The organism is Streptomyces sp. NPDC004788 (assembly GCF_053601115.1).
Genome location: NZ_JBSGBF010000002.1, coordinates 78,468 through 96,894, shown reverse-complemented (window position 1 = coordinate 96,894; position 18,427 = coordinate 78,468). Strand labels below are relative to the sequence as shown.

16 protein-coding genes are annotated in these 18,427 nt (G+C 74.1%); 6 read left to right on the top strand and 10 right to left on the bottom strand.

Annotation, left to right across the window (positions count from 1 at the left end):
* The first annotated feature begins 119 nt into the window (after positions 1-119).
* From ACWEJX_RS01575 to ACWEJX_RS01565, 3 genes are all read left to right on the top strand, one after another.
* Entirely contained in the window at positions 120-311 is a 192-nt protein-coding gene (locus tag ACWEJX_RS01575) for a hypothetical protein (RefSeq protein WP_451605540.1), read from the top strand.
* Between the two features lie 101 nt (positions 312-412).
* The gene (locus tag ACWEJX_RS01570; RefSeq protein WP_451605539.1) at positions 413-1,273 is read left to right on the top strand and encodes a 2OG-Fe(II)-dependent halogenase WelO5 family protein; all 861 of its coding nucleotides are present in this window, start codon (positions 413-415) and stop codon (positions 1,271-1,273) included.
* 100 nt (positions 1,274-1,373) lie between these two features.
* Complete coding sequence (locus ACWEJX_RS01565) at positions 1,374-2,213, top strand: PhzF family phenazine biosynthesis protein (protein ID WP_451605538.1); 840 nt, start codon at positions 1,374-1,376, stop codon at positions 2,211-2,213.
* A 230-nt stretch (positions 2,214-2,443) separates the two neighbouring features.
* On the opposite strand, the gene ACWEJX_RS01560 is transcribed toward ACWEJX_RS01565, so the two are convergent.
* A complete protein-coding gene (locus tag ACWEJX_RS01560) occupies positions 2,444-2,920 on the bottom strand; it encodes a RidA family protein (protein ID WP_451605537.1) in 477 nt (158 codons plus the stop codon).
* Positions 2,921-3,086: 166 nt separating this feature from the next.
* Here ACWEJX_RS01560 and ACWEJX_RS01555 point away from each other — a divergent pair, with 166 nt between their 5' ends.
* The 3 genes from ACWEJX_RS01555 (at position 3,087) to ACWEJX_RS01545 (ending at position 4,755) form a co-directional block, all read left to right on the top strand.
* Positions 3,087-3,878, top strand: a complete 792-nt coding sequence (locus tag ACWEJX_RS01555) for a crotonase/enoyl-CoA hydratase family protein (RefSeq protein ID WP_451605536.1) — start codon at positions 3,087-3,089, stop codon at positions 3,876-3,878.
* A 91-nt stretch (positions 3,879-3,969) separates the two neighbouring features.
* Positions 3,970-4,293 carry a plasmid stabilization protein gene (locus tag ACWEJX_RS01550; protein WP_451605535.1) on the top strand — a complete coding sequence of 108 codons (324 nt, stop codon included), beginning with the start codon at positions 3,970-3,972 and terminating at the stop codon, positions 4,291-4,293.
* A 6-nt stretch (positions 4,294-4,299) separates the two neighbouring features.
* A complete protein-coding gene (locus ACWEJX_RS01545; RefSeq protein WP_451605534.1) occupies positions 4,300-4,755 on the top strand; it encodes a CBS domain-containing protein in 456 nt (151 codons plus the stop codon).
* Between the two features lie 301 nt (positions 4,756-5,056).
* Here ACWEJX_RS01545 and pucL read toward each other — a convergent pair whose 3' ends face one another.
* From pucL to ACWEJX_RS01500, 9 genes are all read right to left on the bottom strand, one after another.
* The gene (gene pucL / locus ACWEJX_RS01540) at positions 5,057-5,977 is read right to left on the bottom strand and encodes a factor-independent urate hydroxylase (protein WP_451605533.1); all 921 of its coding nucleotides are present in this window, start codon (positions 5,975-5,977) and stop codon (positions 5,057-5,059) included.
* 193 nt (positions 5,978-6,170) lie between these two features.
* Positions 6,171-7,562, bottom strand: a complete 1,392-nt coding sequence (locus tag ACWEJX_RS01535) for an amidase (protein WP_451605643.1) — start codon at positions 7,560-7,562, stop codon at positions 6,171-6,173.
* Between the two features lie 142 nt (positions 7,563-7,704).
* Positions 7,705-9,150 (bottom strand): hypothetical protein, encoded by a 1,446-nt coding sequence (locus ACWEJX_RS01530; protein WP_451605532.1) that lies wholly within the window; start codon positions 9,148-9,150, stop codon positions 7,705-7,707.
* Between the two features lie 356 nt (positions 9,151-9,506).
* A complete protein-coding gene (locus tag ACWEJX_RS01525; RefSeq protein ID WP_451605531.1) occupies positions 9,507-12,581 on the bottom strand; it encodes a hypothetical protein in 3,075 nt (1,024 codons plus the stop codon).
* The gene (locus tag ACWEJX_RS01520; protein ID WP_451605530.1) at positions 12,582-14,462 is read right to left on the bottom strand and encodes an HSP90 family protein; all 1,881 of its coding nucleotides are present in this window, start codon (positions 14,460-14,462) and stop codon (positions 12,582-12,584) included.
* Between the two features lie 493 nt (positions 14,463-14,955).
* Positions 14,956-15,933 carry a hypothetical protein gene (locus ACWEJX_RS01515; protein WP_451605529.1) on the bottom strand — a complete coding sequence of 326 codons (978 nt, stop codon included), beginning with the start codon at positions 15,931-15,933 and terminating at the stop codon, positions 14,956-14,958.
* Between the two features lie 153 nt (positions 15,934-16,086).
* Positions 16,087-16,728, bottom strand: a complete 642-nt coding sequence (locus ACWEJX_RS01510) for a response regulator (RefSeq protein ID WP_451605528.1) — start codon at positions 16,726-16,728, stop codon at positions 16,087-16,089.
* On the bottom strand, positions 16,716-17,888 hold the full coding sequence (locus tag ACWEJX_RS01505; RefSeq protein WP_451605527.1) for a histidine kinase: 1,173 nt from the start codon (positions 17,886-17,888) through the stop codon (positions 16,716-16,718). Before ACWEJX_RS01505 ends, ACWEJX_RS01510 begins: the two co-directional genes overlap by 13 nt.
* A 5-nt stretch (positions 17,889-17,893) precedes the next feature.
* Complete coding sequence (locus ACWEJX_RS01500) at positions 17,894-18,355, bottom strand: hypothetical protein (RefSeq protein WP_451605526.1); 462 nt, start codon at positions 18,353-18,355, stop codon at positions 17,894-17,896.
* Positions 18,356-18,427 lie beyond the last annotated feature (72 nt).

Genomic DNA, 18,427 nt, shown 5'->3' with positions numbered 1-18,427 from the left:
AACCTGGTCGTTACGAGGGCAGTTGCCAAAGTCAACCGCGGGCGGTGGGCTTGCGCGTAGCCTGACGGTGCCTCACCCTGTGTGACGCGTCCCCTACCGAATCGCTCGGAGGTCCGCCCATGACTTCTCGCCCCACCGACACCTACGACGACGAGTCCCTCACGTGGGGCGCCCCGGGGAGCGAGCTGGAGGAGATGCAGGCCGAGTTCGGCCGACAGGTCGCGATGGAGGCGCTGGAGGCCGGACGCCAGGCGCTCGAACTCGACGCGAAGACCGCGTTCCGCGCGACGAGCGGATCGCATCCCGGATAGGCGCCACTGTTTTCCGCTGTCTTTCGACAAGTCGGGGGGCCGACGAGATGACGTCAGGAAACTTGGGAAACTCGGGGAATTCAGAGAGCGCGGGAAACGCGGTGACCGCGGGGAACGTGGTGAACACGGGAAACCCGGGGTTCTCCACGCGGGACCTGCCCACGGCGCCGTCGCACGACCCGTTCTTCCGCACCGCCACCGCGCCCGCCTTCACGCACGACCTGCTCGCCGGCCTCGCCGCCGGGCGGTACGCGGCCGTCCGGGTGCCCGGCTTCATGGCGCCGGAGCGCTGCGCCGAGGTGCTCGGCGCACTGGAGGAGCGGGCGTTCGACTCGTACGGGAAGGCCCGCGTCCAGCCGCCGGTGATGCGGTTCGGCGTCGGGGTCAGCGACCACATGGCCGACGGCGGGCTCGCCGACAGCTACTGGCAGGCGCTGACCGGCCACGACGAGGCGTGGCAGGGCCTCGGCCTCTCCTTCGACCCCTTTCTGCTGTGCCGTGAAGGGCTCGGCGCGCACTGGCCGGGTGGAGTGGCGGTCGGCCGCCGGGGCGGGCGGGAGCTCGGCGCCGGGGTGGCGAGGGAGCCCAACCAGGGTTTCCGGGTGCATTTCGACGACTCGCTGCGCGAGTACGCCGACGATCTCCTCGACGTGCCGCTGATCGGCCAGTTCGCCTTCAACCTCTACCTCAGCGTGCCGCCCGAGGGCGGCGAGACGGTGCTGTGGCGGCACCGCTGGCAACCCGAGGACGAGTCGTACCGGCTGCCCGCCTCGTACGGCTACGACGAGGCCGTCGTCCAGGGCGCCGAGTCCCTGGAGATCGCGCCTCGGGTCGGCGAGGCGCTGCTGATCGATCCGCGCTACTTCCACGCGGTTCGGCCGAGCAGCCGCGGCGCCCGCAGAATCGCACTGGGATTCGCGGTGGGCCTCGCCGCGTCCGGACAGCTCCTCACCTGGGCCTGAGCACCCGCGACGACCAGCCGCTTCGTCTCGTACGGGCCGGCAACTCACGTTTTTCGAAAGAACTTTGACGCCCTCCTGACAGGGCGGATACGTTCGGTTCATGGACATCCTGCGTTACGTGGCCTTCAGCACCGATCCGCTCGGCGGGAACCCGGCGGGTGTGGTGCTGGACGCCGCGGGCATCGACGAGGCGACCATGGCCGCCACCGCGGCGGAGGTCGGCTACTCGGAGACGGCGTTCGCCGTACCGCGCCCCGACGGGGCGCACGACATCCGCTACTTCAGCCCTCAGACCGAGGTGCCCTTCTGCGGCCATGCCACCATCGCCACCGCCGTCGCGCACGCCCAGCGGCACGGCGTCGGCGATCTGCTGCTGCACACCCAGGCGGGACCGGTCAACGTGACCACCTCGACCCGGCCGGACGGCACCGTCGTCGCCACCCTGGCCAGCGTCGCACCGCGCACCACGGAGATCGACGAGGCCGACCTGGCCGAGCTGCTCGCCGCGCTGCGCTGGTCCGCCGCCGACCTCGACCCGGCCCTGCCGCCCCGGGCCGCCTACGCCGGCGCCTGGCATCCGGTGATCGCCGCCGCGGGGCGCGAGCGCCTCGCGGACCTCGACTACGACATGGCCGCGCTCGGCGCGCTGATGGCGCGCCGCGACTGGGTCACGATCGCCCTCGTCCACCGCGAGTCCGACACCGTCTTCCACGCCCGCAACCCCTTCCCGCCGGGCGGCGTGGTCGAGGACCCGGCGACGGGCGCGGCGGCGGCGGCCTTCGGCGGGTATCTCCGCGAACTCGGACTCGTCGACCTCCCGGCGGAGTTGACGATCCATCAGGGCGTCGACATGGGCCGGCCGAGCCTGCTGACCGTCGGCATCCCGGCCGACCCGGCGAGCGGGATCGAGGTGACGGGGACGGCGGTACGGATCGGCTGACCGTCCCCGTCCCCCGGGGCGACCGAGCACCGCAGCTACGGCCCGCCGCTCAACGACGCCCGACACGGCCGGCACGCGCGTCGAGCCGGCCCGACCGGCACGGCCACCACGCACGGCACGTCCGGCACGTCCGGCCCGGCACGGCCGGCCCGCACGATGCCGCGAGTCCGGGCCGGCTCTTCCCCGCACGCGGACAGACACGCAGGCGGGGAAGAGCCGAGCCCCGGGTCCTACGGCGCACCGTCCGGGGCGACCTCCAGCACGACCTCGATCTCCACGGGCGCATCCAGCGGCAGGATGCTCATGCCGACCGCGCTGCGCGCATGCCGGCCGGCCGCGCCGAACACCTCGACGAGCAGCTCGCTCGCCCCGTCCACCACGGTGGCCTGTCGGGTGAACCCGGGCGCGGAGGACACGTACCCGACCACCTTCACCACCCGCACCACCTCCTCCAGCGGCGCCACCGAGTCGGCGGCCGCCAGGGCGGCCAGCGCGCACTGGCGGCTCAGCTCTCTGGCACGCTCCACCGAGACCTCGCCGCCGACCTGCCCGGTCGCGGTCAACTCGCCGCCGGTGAGCGGGATCTGACCGGCGACGAAGACATGCCGGCCACTGCGCACGGCGGGGACGTAGGCCCCCTTGGGGGCGCTCACCTCCGGCAGCCGCAGCCCGAGTCCGGCTAGCCGCTCGCGGACGTCACTGCTCATGTCCCCTCCTGGTGACTGGTCCCTGACCGGGCCCGGCCGGGTCCCCGACCGGTCGCTCGTGGCTCCCCCGCCGGACACGGGCATCGTCCCACCGGGCCGGGCCCGGCGGGGCGGTCTCGGCGGTTGTCCGGACGGAGACGGCCGGATTCTGCTAGGAATGCCGCCCATGACCGCCGATGCCTCCGCCGCCCCCGCCGTCCGTGTCGAGCGCGACGGGCCGGTGACGACCGTGATCCTCTCGCGGCCCGCCGCCCGCAACGCCGTGGACGGGCCGACGGCCGGCCTGCTGGCCGACGCCTTCCGGGCCTTCGAAGCGGACGAGGACGCCTCGGTCGCGGTGCTGTGGGGCGAGGGCGGCACCTTCTGCGCGGGCGCCGATCTCAAGGCCGTCGGCACCGAACGCGGCAACCGGGTGGCGCCCGACGGCGACGGCCCCATGGGCCCGACCTGGATGCGGCTGACCAAGCCGGTCGTCGCGGCCGTGGCCGGCCACGCCGTGGCGGGCGGTCTTGAGCTGGCGCTCTGGTGCGACCTGCGCGTGGTCGAGGAGGACGCGGTCCTCGGCGTCTTCTGCCGCCGCTGGGGCGTCCCGCTGATCGACGGCGGCACCGTCCGCCTGCCCCGCCTCATCGGCGAGAGCCGCGCCATGGACCTCGTCCTCACCGGCCGCCCGGTCCCGGCCTCGGAGGCGTACGCGATCGGGCTCGCCAACCGTCTCGTCCCGCCGGGCGGGTCCCGCGCCGCCGCCGAACGGCTCGCCCACGAGATCGCCGCCTTCCCCCAGCTCTGCCTCCGCCACGACCGCCTCTCCGTCCTCGGTCAGCACGGCCTCCCCGAGGCCGAGGCCCTGGCCGCCGAGCTCCGGCACGGCATGGTCCCGCTCACGGCGGGCGAGACCCTGAAGGGCGCCGGCCGCTTCGCCTCGGGCGCGGGCCGCCACGGCTCCTTCGACGACTAGGACCTCGTGGCTCGGTGGGCATGCATGAAGGCGCGCGGAGGGGGCAGCGGCCGATCGTAGGCCGAGTGAGCCGTGCGAGAGGAGGAACGCCATGCCCAGGGGTTCGAGCCAGAAGCGTGAGCGGCAGTACGAGCACATCAAGGACAGCGCGCTCGACCGGGGCGAGAGCGAGAAGCGCGCCAAGGAGATCGCGGCACGCACGGTGAACAAGGAACGCGCGCGGGCCGGCGAGTCCAAGACCGCGAGCCGGACCTCGCTGCAGGACATGTCGTCGTCACGGCGCGGCGGGCAGCGCTCGCACAGCGGCTCCGAGGGGCCGACGTACGACCAGCTGTACGCGGAGGCGCAGAAGAAGGACGTCCACGGACGCTCATCGATGAACAAGGCGGAGCTCAAGCGCGCGCTGGGGAAGTAGGCCGTGATGAAGCAGGACAAGCAGAAGCTGCAGGGCATGGAGGACATCCACATCAACGACATCATGAGCACGCGACCGGTGACGGTGGGGTCGCACACCTCGCTCGCCGAGGCGGCGCGGATGATGCGGGACGCGGACATCGGCGATGTCCTGGTCGTCGACGACGGCGGCAAGCTGTGCGGCATCGTCACCGACCGTGACATCGTGGTGCGGGCGCTGGCCGAGGGCATGGACCCGGCCGACACGACCGTGCACGCGATCTGCAGCTCCGAGATGGTCACCGTCCCGCCGGACGACACCCTGGAGCACGCCTCGTCCCTGATGCGCGAGCACGCGCTGCGCCGGCTTCCGGTCACCGACGACGGACAGCTGATCGGCATGGTGACGCTGGGCGACCTCGCCATGGAGCGGGATCCGCGTTCGGCGCTCGCGGACATCTCCTCCACGGCGGCCAACACCTGAGGTCGCGGTCATGGGTCACCCCCCGAACGACCCCGTGCCGCCGAGCCCCACTCCGGCGCCCGGACCCGGCCCGGCACCGCGGCCGGGGCCGCTGCCCGGGCCCGTGCCGGGGCCCGGCGGTCCCGATCCGGTACCGCCGGTGCCACCGCGCCCCGGACCCGACCCGCAGCCGCCACCCGCGCCGCGCCCGGAGCCGCACCCCCAGCCGGGCCCGGTTCCCGGCCCGGTACCGGCCCCGGAACCGGTGACGCGCCTCACGCGGTAGGCGGATGCCTCAGTTGCCTCAGATGCCTCAGATGCCTCAGGCGGTGATCCAGTCGCTGGTGGCGATGACCGGCTGGACGCCGTCGCGGTGGATGGTGCCCTCGATCAGGCCGTACATCCGGTCGGCCGCGTAGTACACCTCGTTGTCGTTCTTCAGCCCGAAGGGCTCAAGGTCGACGAGGAAGTGGTGCTTGTTGGGCAGGTTGAGCCGGACCTCGTTGACGTTGGCGCAGTGGTCGAGGACGCGCTCGGCCATGGCGTTGAGGGTCTGCTGCAGCGAGTAGCTGTACGTCTCCGCGAACGCCTCCAGCAGGTGCCGCTTGACCTGCTTGTACGAGCGGTCCCAGTCGAAGTCCTCGGCGGCGGTGGCCTGCGCGGAGTGCGCCCAGCGGGACGTGACCTTGGTGGCGAGGATGCGGTCGTACGCCTCCTTCAGGGTCGTGTACTTGTCCTTGATGTAGCCGTGGAACTCGGAGTTCGTCGAGTTCATGACGGTCAGGTCCTTGAGGCCGGAGATCACCTGGAGCTGGCCGGTGTGACCGTTGTAGGTGACCTGCGCGGTGCGGATCTCCTGGCCCCGGCGCACGAAGGAGTGCTGCTCGGCGCGGGTGGGGACCGGGATGCGGTCCCAGGCGAACTCCTCGACGCGGATCTGCGCCTCGTGGATCACCGGCTGCGACTGCACGAAGTGCTTGGCGAGCAGGATCGCGAAGGCCTCGGGCGAGTCGACGCCGTGCTCCTTGGCGAAGGCGTAGACGGTGTTCTTGGTGGTGTCGGTCGGCAGGCAGTTGCCGTTGTCACCGGTGTGGTGGACCTCGCGGAACTCGCCGCGCAGCGCGACGGAGACGTTGAGGTCGCGGATCTCGTGCCAGTTGCCGTCGTTGCCCTGCCGGGTGATCTTGACGATACGGTTCTCGGCCTTGCCGTACTGGTTCTGGGCCAGGACGTGCTTGCTCATGATGCGGCTCCTGCGGGTACGTGGATACGTCGATCCCGTACGCCCGGCGTCCGGCGCCGCGTCCCCGCGGCACCCCCCGCCGTCCGGCCCTCGCGCCCCGGGGCCGCCCCGGGACTGACGAGCATCCCGGTCCGTAGGTGTTCGAGACGGATTTGAGCACAGGGTGAGCCGCCCAGACAAGACTTTCCCGGGGTCACCTGTCCTGGATGCGCCGGAAGGGCCGGTCCGCCTCCAGCTCGAACGCGAGCTCCAGCAGCATCCGTTCGCTGCCGGGACGGCCGGAGAAGAGGACGCCGACGGGCAGTCCGTCGTCGGTCGCGCGCGCCGCCGGGAGGGAGAGCGAGGGCGTGCCGACGACGTTGTTGACGGGGGTGAAGGCGACGTACGCGAGGATCCGTTCGATCAGCGTCGGGTACGGCACGGTCGGGGCGAGGTGGCCGATCGGCGGCGTGGTGTGGGCGAGGACCGGGGACAGGATCAGGTCGAGGCCGCGGAAGGCGGCCGCGTACGCCTCCTGGGTGCGCTTGAGGCGGCGCAGCACGCCCGGGGTGCGGCGCCAGTTCTCCAGGTACGCGGCGCGCAGGCCGCGGCTGAGGCCGTCCATGCGGTGGCGGTCGAAGTCGGGGCCGTAGCCGCGGCCGGTGACGCCGATGAGGAAGGACAGCAGGCCCCAGTAGACGAGGAAGTCCTCGGTGAAGCGGGGATCGAGGGCGATCTCGACGGACTCGACGGTGTGGCCGAGGCGTTCGAGAGTGGTGGCGGTCTCGGTGACGGCGGCGCGGGTGGTGGCGTCGGAGTGGACGCCGTTCGGTGAGTCGAGGAGGAGGCCGATGCGCAGCCGCCGCTCGGCGGGGCCTTCGACGAGGCCGACGGGCGGCAGTTCGAGGCTGCGCCGGTAGCGTTCGGCGGCGGCGAGGAAGGCCGCGGTGTCCCGGACGGAGCGGCTGACGACGCCGTCGGAGACGATGTCGAGCGGGAGCCGGCGACTCTCGGCGTTGGCGACGAGCCGGCCGCGGGTGGGCTTGAGTCCGACGAGTCCGCACGCCGCGGCGGGGATGCGGATGGAGCCGCCGCCGTCGTTGGCGTGCGCGAGCGGCACGGCGCCGGCGGCGACCAGGGCCGCGCTGCCGCCGGAGGAGCCGCCCGCGGAGTGGCCGGTGTGCCAGGGGTTGCGGACGGGTTCGCCGTGCTCGTACTCGGTGCTGGGGCTGAATCCGAACTCGGGCAGCCGGGTCTTGCCGAGGACGGTCACGCCGCTGCTGAGGAACTGCCGGACGAACGGCGCGTGCCGGGTCGCGGGGCGCGGGGTGAAGGCGGCGCTGCCGTGACCGGTGGGCAGGCCCAGGTGGTCGGTGTTGTCCTTGACGAAGGTCGGCACCCCGGCGAGCAGCCCGGTCCCGCCGGTGGCGGGCCGCGGCACGTCGACGTACGTCTGGACGGCGTGCAGCCGCGCCTCGACGTCCCGGACCCGCTCGGCCGCGGCCTTGGCGGCCTCCTCGGCGCCGACCTCGCCGCGCCGGATCGCGGCGGCGAGGCCGACGGCGTCGTGCTCGCCGAGGGCGTCGTCCCGGAAGGCGTGCACCATGTTCTCGTCGTGGATGGTGGTCACCGCAGCATCGCCCCCGGCCGTGTGGATGGTTCGGTTGGTCGGCGCCATCATTCCGTACCGGCAGGTAACACGCGAGGACTTCCGTCCGGTCGGGTACGCGGCCTCGGGCCGCCTCGGTCTACGGGGCCGGTTGCGCGACACCGCTCTCGTCGACGACGAACCGGCCGCTGCCGGCGCCGTCGAAGGTCCCGTTCTTGATCCACTCGATCAGCGCGGCCTTCACGGTGGCGTGCGGGCCGGCCCAGGGTTCGCCGGGACGGCCGCCGTACGGGACACCGGACGCGGGGGTGCAGCGCGCACCCGAGCAGCCCTCCAGCATCATCTCGTGGGTGGCGCACTGCACCTGGACGAGCACCTTGTTCGTCATCGAGGCCGGGAGCGCGTTGTAGATGGCGGTGGCATTGGCCGGCGGGGCGGCCGGCTCCTTGTCGTCGAGGCCGTGGATCACGAGCGTGGGCGGGGTGAGCCGTCCGGCGACGGCCGTGTTCCAGCCGTAGGTGGAGAAGGTGGGCAGCCGGCTGAGGCCGGTCGGGTGTGCCGGGTCGGTGCCGCCCCAGCTGCGGCCCAGCGGGTCCTGGTCCATGACCTGGTCCCAGATCCGGTCGAAGGCGCCCGGGACGACCCGGCCGGTGCAGGCGGCCTCGCGGTCCGGAGGCAGCACGGTGGGCGTCCCGCGCCCGCCGAGCGTCAGGGGGAAGGTGGCGAAGCCGGTGGGCGGGGTCGCCTCCTCCGTCGGGAAGCCGAACAGCGAGGACGCGAACACGACGCGGTTCACCTTCGCGATGGTGGCGGCGGCGCCGGGCAGGACGGGGTTGTCCGCGTACAGCGCCCGTCCAACCTGCACCCCGCCGAGCGAGTAGCCGATCAGGGTGACCTTGCCGTCCGTGGGCCTGGCGCGGGCGACGGCGTGGTCGACGACCTGCCGGATGTCCCGCACCCACACGTCGGTGCGGGCGAAGCGGGTGGCGCTGGAGTGCGGGCGCCGGACGCCGTGCAGCGGGTTGGTCAGCAGCAGCGAGCCCTGCTGGTCGAGCGGGAAGATCGGGTTGTGGGTGCGGTCGCAGCCCTCCGGGTAACCGCAGCCGCCGTCCGCCGCGTAAGGCCGCAGGCTCGCGTTGCCCGGATCGTCGAGCCCGTCCTCGAAGCGGGTCGAGCGCCCGTACCCGAGCAGGCTCGGCGCGAACGTGTCGATGCCCGCCCGCGCGAGCGCCCGCTGCAGGCTCAGTTCGCCGCCACCGGGCGCGGGGTACCGCAGATCGAACTGGGCCGGTCCTGTGACCCGCCGCCCGTGCACGAGCACCGCGGCCCTGTTCGGCAGGCCGGGACACTTCCCGTTCTCGTACACCGGCCGCACCCGATGGACCTGCAGCCGCGCGAAGCGCCCGTCGAACCGCCCGTCCGGCATCAGCCCCACCGGCACCCGGAACCTCAGCCAGTGGTCCACCTCGGCGACCCCCGTCGGCGCACTGTCGCACAGCGCGGCCGCCTGAGCCGCGCCTGCGGGCGCGCCGGCACCGAACCCGGTCAGAACGAGCCCGAGCGCGACCACGAGCCACCTCCGCACCCGGCTCCTCGGCCTGAGACGCATCGCTTTTCCCTTCTCGACGGGCGGTCCCCGGCCGGGCCGCTGGGCAGCAGCCTGGGCGGGGTTCCGTCACCGGGCGATCCGGGCTCGGCCGAATGGCCGGAGCCCGGGCGTGGCGCGACCGGTTCGGACGAGGCGCCTACCACGCGCCCACCACCGCGCGCGCCACGGTCCGGGCCGCCTCGGCCGGTTCGGCGTCGACGGCAGCGGCCCGGGCCTGGTCGAGGACGAAGCGGGCGGTGTGCGAGGGCCCGGCGACGAGGAGGCGGCAGCGCAGATGCCGCGGTGCACGGCACCGGCCGCCGCTCCCTGGTCCGGCCTGATCGAGACACCTCCTAGCGCGCCAGGTATTCCTGCCGCAGCGCGTCCAGAATCTCCGCCGCCTCCTCCAGGTGCGCCGCCCGGCAGCGGGCGATCGCCGCCGTGAGGCGGACGACGGCGTCGGCCGGGCGGTCGAGGCCGTTGGCCTCGATGAGGGCGGCGATGCGGACGGACTCGGCGCGCGGGGCCTCGCCCCGTTCGCCGCCCTGTTCGTGGGCGGCTATGGCCGCCTCCGCCTCGGCGAGGGCCTCGGGGAGGCGCTGGGCGTCGGCGAGGACGCGGGCGCGGCGGTAGTGGTTGAGGCCCTTCTCGTACCAGTGCGGGAGCGCGTCGGGGTCCTCGGCGGCGGCGAGGACGGCATCGGCGCGGGTGAGGTGCTCCAGCGCTTTGTCGAGGGCGTCGGCGCCCTGGAACAGCAGGGTGAGGCGGGCGAACTCGCGCAACATGTTGAGGATCGGCGACGGGTCGGGGGCCTCGGCGTGCGAGGCGAGGGCGCGCTCGTACGCCGCGGCGGCCGCGTCGTGGCGTTCGGCCATCGCGAGGGCGACGGCGGCCTCGGCGGCGACCAGGGTGTGGACCTCGCGGTCCCCCTCCCAGCCCGCGACGGTGTCGGCGAGGCGCAGGAACTCCTCGGCCGCCGGGAGGAACTCCTCCAGCTCCCGCAGCCCGCGCGCCAGCGTGAGCCGGGCCTGGGCGATGAGGCGCTCGTCCCGGGAGGAGTCCGCCTCGTCGGAGAGGACAGACTCCAGGACGGCGACGGCGTCGGCCTGCCGGCCGGAGCGGGCGAGCACGTCGGCGAGCTGGAGCCGGGTCTCGACGGCCTCGTCGGGCTCGCCCGACTGGTCGAAGCGGGCGGCGGCCTCCGAGAGGTGGCGCACCGCGCCGGCGCTGTCGCCGAGGTGCGAGGTGGCGTGGCCGAGCAGGACGTACGTCGGCGCGAACGGGAAGTCCGTGTCGTCGTGCCGGACGGCGTCGGCGATCGCCTGGTGCAGCAGCTCCGCCGCCTCGCCCGGCTCGCCCCGGCCGAGGAGGAGCTGGGCGAGCAGACAGCGCGGGCGCGAGCCGCGCCAGGGCCGCCCGGCGGCGTCGACGTCCTTCAGGGCGGCGCGCAGCTCCGTCTCGGCGAGCTCGAAGTCGCCACGACGTCCGGCCAGGTCGGCCACGTACTGCCGGGCGTTGGCCACCTGGTGCGGCGCGGCAAGCCGCTCGGCCTCGGCCCGCAGGACGGCGACGGACTCCTCGAACCGCGCCTGGGCCGCCGGCTCCGGCTCACGGCCCTGCCGCTGGACCTCCTGGTACGCGAGATAGGCGAGCGAGTTCAGCACCATCAGGTAGCGCAGCGCGCGCTCCCGGCCCACCTCGTCACCGGACGCGGTCCCACCGGCGGTCTCCCCGGCCACCGGCGCCTCGCCCGTGAACGGGACCTCGGCCCTGAGGCGCTCGGCCTCCTGCCGCAGTTCCTCGGCGGCGCCGGCCAGGGCCGCAGCCTGGTCGTCTCCGTGGCCGTCCCGGACGCCGACCAGGCCCGGGGCCTGAGCCCCGCCGTCCCCGGCCTCGACGCCGCCGTCCTGCTCGTCCTGCTCGTCCTGCTCGTCCTGGGGTCCGGTGCCCCAGGCGAGGGCTCGGGCCCGGGCGGAGAGTGCGTGCCAGGGCATGCCGAGGTCCGTGAACAGCCCGGCCGCCTTCTCCAGTTCGGCGACGAAAGCGGCCCTGTTCTCCGCCGCGCCGTGCTGGGTCGCGCGGTGCTCGGCGAGCTCGGCCAGGAGCAGTTCCTCGGGGCCGAGGCGGTCGTCGTGGGCCGCGGAGCCGTCGGCGAGGCGCTCGTCGATCAGGGTCCACAGCCGCTCGTCCGAGGGGCGGCCCTCGGCGGCCAGGCGGCGGGCCTCGCGGACGAGGTCGGCAAAGTCCGCGGGCGGCTCGGCGACGGCGGCCGGGGCCGCAGCGGGGGCCGCGGGGGCGCTGGTCACGGACGGGACGGAGGTGCGCAGGCCGAGCGGCAGCGGCTCGTCGAGGAGCGGGCGCCGGGCGAGCCGGGCGCGGCGCGCGTCGCCGACGGCCGGCGTCCCGTTGCGCGCGTCGAAGGCGGCGGCGAGGCCGTCCGCCTCGGCGCGGACGTGGGCGAGCAGTTCGCCGGCCGTCCAGTTGCGGCCGGGCGGCCCGGCGACGACGGTGTCGGCGTGGCCGTCCTCGGTGAGCCGGGCGAGCAGCACCTCGACGCCGGTGAGGAACCCCAGGCGGTCCAGCGGGGCGCCGGTCGCCTCGAACAGCGGGCGGTTCTCGGCCAGGATCTCCAGGCCGCGCCCCTCGTTGCGGGAGAGGGCGCAGAACTCCAGGTGCAGGCCGACCTCCTCCTGCATGCCGGTGTTGCCGCGCACCCGCCGGTAGCCGGTGAGGTGGTGCGAGCGGGCCTCGTCGGCGCGGCCGGTGCGCAGCAGCGGCAGCAGGGCGCGTGCCTGGCTCAGTTGCGGTTCCTCGCTGCAGCTCTGGGCGCCGTCGAGGACCGGTCGCCAGCTGTCGAGGGCGGCGGCGTCGTCGCCGGAGGTCATCTGGTGCCAGGCGAGGTGCCGCGTCTCGCACGCCTCGCAGTCGCTGAGGTCGGTGCGCGGCCGGGTGGCCCACAGGTCGTACGCGTCGGCGAGTCCGGTGCCGGTGTGGGCGGCGACGTGGAAGCGCATCGCCGCCACCGGCTGCATGCCGTGCCCGGCGTCCGCGTACCGCTCGCGCATCCGGTCGATCCAGCCGTGGAGCGTGGCCAGCGGCACCTCGGGCACCTGGAGCAGTGAGGTGGTCACCCACTTGAAGCGCCAGAAGACCTGGTGGGCCTCGTACTGGTTGAAGGACTCGGGCGCGGTGTCCCAGAGCTTGAGCAGCCGGGCGAAGACGACGGGCGACTTGCGGTGTTCGCCGGTGAACTCGTACGCCGTCATCAGCTCCATGAGCGCGGTGACGAGCAGTTCGGGCTTGCCGGGCTCGTCGAGCGGCTCGGCGGCCTCGACGAGCTCCTCCGCGGTGACGGTGCGGTTCAGGCCGTGCGGGCGGTCGTGGTTCTCGCGCAGCGCCTCGAAGACGGCCTCGGGGGTGTCCAGCATCTACAGTTCCTTCGGGGACTCAGGCCCGGGCTCGGCCTGGCCGGGGTTGTGCATGGCGTGGGTGAGCAGGCCGATGAAGGCCCGGTTCAGCAGGGCGCTCTCGCTCGCCCGGAGCGGGCGGCGGCTGAGCAGCAGGGCCTGCCCGTAGAGCGCCTCGGCGGTGGTGACGGCCAGGCCCCGCTCGGTGATCGTGATCGCCTGCCGGACCAGCGGGTTCAGGTGGTTGAGGACGAGCTGGGCGCGCGGGGTCTCGTGGCGCAGGGAGCCGAGGATGTCGGCCCACAGGCCGTCGCTGTCGGCGGCGAGGTTCGACCGGGTGCGTTCGTGGCGCGCGTCGCGGTTGTCGAGGAGCAGCGCGGGCGCGGTGACGGGCTGGAAGTCGCGCAGCACGACGTCGCAGTCGTGGACGCCGACGGTCTCGCGGGCGACGGCGAGGAAGGCCGCGGCGCGCAGTTCGGCCGTCGGGTCGACGGCGTCGAGGTGGGCGGTGACGGTGGCCGGGTCGAGGTCGGTGACGGCCGTGCCGGGGCGGATCTCGGGCAGCCGGTGCACGAGGTCGCGGTCGTAGGTGTAGCCGCCGTTGACGACGCCGAGTCCGGCGGCCGAGGCGATCGGGGCGACCTGCCGGAACTCCTCGACGCTGCGGGTGACGAGCAGCGTCGGGTGGGTGCGGGCGAACTCCTCCAGGGTGACGTTGCCGTCGGTGGTCTCGAACGGCAACCACGGCAGCACGATCCGCAGCAGCTCGTCGTCGTAGCGGGCGAGCGCCTTGACGGCGAGGTGATGGGTGTCGATGAAGCGGTGCAGGAGGGCCGGGTCGCTGGCGGCGAGACCGGTGAGCCAGTCGCGGATGCGGTCGCCGAGCGCGTCGCGTACGGCGGACAGGGCGCCGTCCTCGTACAGGGACTCGCGGGAGGCGGTGGGCCGCAGGCTGGTGGTGTCGACGACGCAGCGGACGAAGAACGCCCAGTCCGGGAGGAGTTCGGGCGCCTGGTCGGTGAGCAGCATGCCCTTGAGGTGGACCCGGTGGCCGGCCCGCTGGGCGGGGCTGACGGCGGTCGGCAGCACGTAGGCGACACCGCGCAGCCCGGCGGCCGGGAGGTCGAGCTCGATGGTGTCGAGCGGGGTGAAGTCGAAGTGGGTGCGGCAGTAGTCGGTGAGGGCCTCCTTGCGGGCCAGCGGCGAGCGCTGGGTCCGCTCCCACGGGGGCGTCTCGTTGATCCGGTGGGTCTCGCCGCGCGGGCCGACGACGGTGACCTCGTGGCGGAGCAGTCCGCCGTAGTGCCGGGCGAGCGCGACGACCTGGTCGGGAGTGGTCCACTCGGCGTTGTCGGCGCGCGGGGTGAGCCGCACGGTGGTGCCGGGCTCGGGCACGGCGGAGGCCGGCAGGGTGCGAAGGGTGTAGCGGCCGTCGGAGTGGCCGCGCCATTCGACGGCGGGTGCCGCCGGGTCGGCGGCGGAGCGGCTGAGCACGGTGATCTCGTCGGCGACGACGAAGCAGGCGAGCAGGCCGATGCCGAACTGGCCGATGAACTCGCCGCGTGCCGCGTCGAGTCCGGCGCCGTCGAAGGCGCCGTCGGCGGTCCGCTTGGAGCTGCGGCCGATGGTCGCGAGGAAGCGGTGCACGTCGGCCTCGGTGAGACCGACGCCGGTGTCCGTGACCGTGAGGGTGTCCCCGGTGCGCACGGTGATGGTGCCGGGCGCGCCGGGGGCGAGCGCCTGGCGGGCGGTGATGGCGTCGACGGCGTTCTGCAGCAGCTCGCGGAGGTAGACGCGCGGGCTGGAGTAGAGGTGGTGGGAGAGCAGGTCGACGAGGCCGCGCAGGTCGACCTGGAAGGTGTGGGCGGTGTGGGCGGTCTCTGACGTCTCTGAGTGGGACACCTGGCGAAGTCTTTCGGTGAGCCCGTCCGACGCGGTGCGCGCGGCGGGCGGGACGGAACGGGTGGTGGGTGGGCGGGGTGCGGCGGTACGGGGTCGGGCGCGATGGGCGGTGGGTCACGGACCGTCGCGGCGGCCCCGGGCACGGACGCGAGTCCCGGAGCCGACCCCGGGGGGGCGGACCCGAGCCCCGGGAGCCACCCCCGGGCGCGGACTCCGGCCCCGGAGGCGAGCGCCGGGCGCGGACCCGGGCCCTGGAGACGCGCCCTGCCCGGAGGCGAGCCCGGGAGACGATCCCCGGCACGGACACGCGCACCGGAGACAGGCCCGGACCGGCGCGAGCCGGGTAACCGCCCCCGGACACGGGACCGGGCACGAGTCCGGAGGCGAGCTCCGGAGCGCCGGGCTCCGCACATCGAAGCCGGCTCTCGCCCACGGCCCTCAGCCCTCGCCCTCGGCCCTCGCCCTCGGCGCCTCGGCGCCCCGGCGCCTCGGCTCAGCGTCCGGCCGACGCGCGCAGCTTCTCGTAGGCCGCGGCCGGGTCGGAGCCGTTGAGGTAGTACCAGGGGAACTCGGTGACCTTGCCCTCGGTGGCCTCGAAGCACTCGCGCGCGGCGGCGCCGTCGCCCGCGAGCGCGAAGGCCATGGCGAAGGTGTTGAGGACCTGGAGCCAAGGGCCGCGGCGGACGAAGTCCGGGTGCCGGTACGAGTGGTCGGCGGCCCGGTTCAGGGACGCGAGGACCTCGGGCCGGCGTATGTACGCGGTGTCCGCGCCCTCGTCGAGGTCGAGCCACTGCTCGATGTGGCCGATCGCGACGAGCTGGCCGAGCGGTGTCCCGCCGGGCGCGCCGAAGGCGGACTCGTGGGCGAAGGCGTGCATCTGCTCGTGCGACCCGCCCCACTTCTCGCAGATCTGCTGGAGCTGCTGCTGGTGGGCGCGCAGGTGGTGCGGGGCGCGCCGCACGGTGGCCTCGAAGCGGCGGCGCGCGACGTCCTGGCCGACCTGCAGGCCGCGGCCGCTGACCTGGAGGGCGTACCAGGGCGAGATCCAGCCGGGCTCGCGCTCGGCGACCTCGTACAGCCACGCCTCGGCCTGGCGCAGCCGCTCGTGGAACACCTGGAACTGCTCGCGCGAGACGTGCTGGGCCCGCGCGCCGGTGCGGGCCTCCCAGCCCCAGCTGACGTACCGGAACCCGGCGACGAGCCGCGGCAGCGGGGCGTCCGGCTCCGCTTCGAGCACCCCGGCGATCCACCGCTCCACCCCGGCGGTCTCGCCGACGGCCCACAGCATGTCCGTCCGGTCCGCGCCGTCGGGCCGTGCGTCGAGCACCGCCCGCACCGTCTCCCAGTCGGCGGCCTCGGCGGCCACCCGGGCCCGCCACACGTCGGGATCTCCCGAGTCCTTCTGCACCTGCGCGACGGGCCGGCCGGTCCGTCTGATCAGCGTGCGCCCCCAGTCGCGGAGCAACGCCATGTCCCCACCCCTTGCTCGTTCGTTCGGGTGGGGTCAGTGAGCACCCCTCCCGGTGGAGTAGTGACTATCACGGGCGACCGACAATCGCACACGGGTATCCACAGCCCCGGCCACGGCGGACCGGGGTCTGGCCCCGGCCACGGCGGACCGGGGTCAGACGCCGAGGAAGCGCAGCACCGCGAGCACCCGGCGGTGGTCCGCCTCGACGTTGGGCAGGTCGAGCTTGGCCAGGATGTTGTTGATGTGCTTGGCGACGGTGCTCTCGCTCACCACCATCTGCTGGGCGATGCCCAGGTTGGAACGGCCGGACGCCATCAGTTCCAGGACCTCGCGCTCGCGTCCCGTCAGCCGCTCCAGCGGGTCCCTGCGGCGCCGCAGCAGCAGCTGGGAGACGACCTGCGGGTCGAGGGCCGTGCCGCCCGCGGTCACGCGGTGCAGGGCCTCGATGAACTCCTCGACGTCGGCGACGCGTTGCTTGAGCAGATAGCCGAGACCGGCCGTGTCCTTGGCGAGCAGGTCGGCGGCGTACTGCTCCTCGACGTACTGGGAGAGCAGCAACACCGCCGTGCCGGGCCACCGTTCCCGGATCGTCAGGGCGGCCCGTACCCCTTCCGAGCTGTGCCCGGGCGGCATGCGCACGTCGGTGACGGCGAGGTCGGGCCGGTGCTCCTCGACGGCGGCGAGCAGCCCGGGCTCGTCGCCGGCCTCGGCGACGACCTCGTAGCCCGCCATCTCCAGGACCTTGACGAGACCGACGCGCAGCAGCACGGAGTCCTCGGCGATCACCGCGCGCACGGCAGCTCCACCTCCACCCGGGTCGGACCGCCGACCGGACTGTCGATCGCGAAGGTGCCGTCCACGGAGGTGACCCGCTTGGCGAGGCCGGCCAGCCCCGTCCCACCGGACGGGTCGGCGCCGCCGGCCCCGTCGTCGGTGATCGTCAAGGACATCAGGTCTCCTCTTCTCTCGACCCACACCTCCACCTGGGAGGCGCGGGCGTGCTTGACCACGTTGGTCAGCGACTCGGACACGACGTAGTACGCGACGGCCTCCACGGCCGCCGAGGGACGCGGCTCGACCGCCACGGACAGCCGCACCGGTACGGGGAGGCGGGCGGCGAGCCCGGTGAGGGCGGCGTCCAGGCCGCGGTCCTCCAGGACGGCCGGGTGCAGGCCGCGGACCAGGTCCTGGAGCTCGGTGATGGCCTCCTTGGCCTCGCGGTGGGCCTCGGCGATGACCTGGAGGGCGCTGGGCAGATCGGTCACGGTGGCCTTGGCGATGCCGAGGTTGACCGCGAGCGACACCAGGCGCTGCTGTGCCCCGTCGTGCAGATCCCGTTCGATGCGCCGCCGTTCGAGGTCGGCCGCGTCGAGGACGCCGGCCCGGCTCTCGGAGAGGTCCTCGACCCGGCGCCGCAGCTCCTCGGCGCGGCCCGGGCCGAGCAGCTCGGTGGCCGCGAGGATGTCGAGGCGCACCAGGACTCCGGTCAGCCACATCACGGCGAGCAGCATCAGGAGGCCGACGCCGGAGATGTAGCCGTCCACGCCCAGGGCGGCGACCCGGCCGATCTTCGACTCGGGGGGCAGGGCGAAGATCCAGGCGGGGGCGAGAAGGGCGGCGAAGCCGACCGCCCACAGTGCGAGGAGCGTGGCGGTGCCGATCGCCACGAGCGGTCCGGCGACCAGGTGGTAGCTGAGCTGACGCTGTGTCACCGGCGAGGCGAGCCGGGCGCGGAGCCCCCCTCGCGGTGCGTCCTCGGGACTCGTCGCGGGCGGGATCGTCACCCCGAGCATGGTGCGGAACCGGTGCCGCTGCAGGGAGGTCAGCGGGCCGGCCGGGAGCACGCACCACGCGATCCAGAACGCGGTGAGGTGGAGGAGCGCGCCGACCGTCAGGAACGTGGTGCGCCCGCCGACCCGGGCCAGCCGGGCCCGTATTCCGGATGTCAGGGCCATGCCCGTCACGATATCCGGACGGACACGCAGCGCCGCACGTGCGCCCGCTCCGGCGGGCGGCCGCCCGCTCCGGCGGTCCTCACCGGGGGAAACCCGCGCCAGGCGAGCCGGGCGCACACCGCCGCCAGCGGCAGCTCCGCCACCACGGCCATGACGATCGCCCACACCAGGTCCTCGCCGGAGCCCGCGGTCATGATGTCGAACCAGGCGTCGACGACGAGCAGCGCGGCCCCGGCCGTCGCCGTGAGCGAGGCGCGGGCGTCCCGGCGCAGCAACAGCCGGCCCGTGCCGATCAGGGCCAGCGCCTCCAGGGCGTCGAGCCCGGTCCAGGTCCAGGCCCAGCGCGCCGCCTGCGCGGTGCCGGGCATGCCGACGTGCAGGTAGACCACCCAGGGGATCAGCGCGAGCCCGAACCCGATCAGGACCTGGCCGATGCGCCGCTCCGCTATCCGTACGACTCGGCCCATGGCGGCCCGCTCCCTCACGCGCTCGACGGGGGGAGCGAGCGGTTTCGGCGCGCTCCCCGGTACGTGATCGAG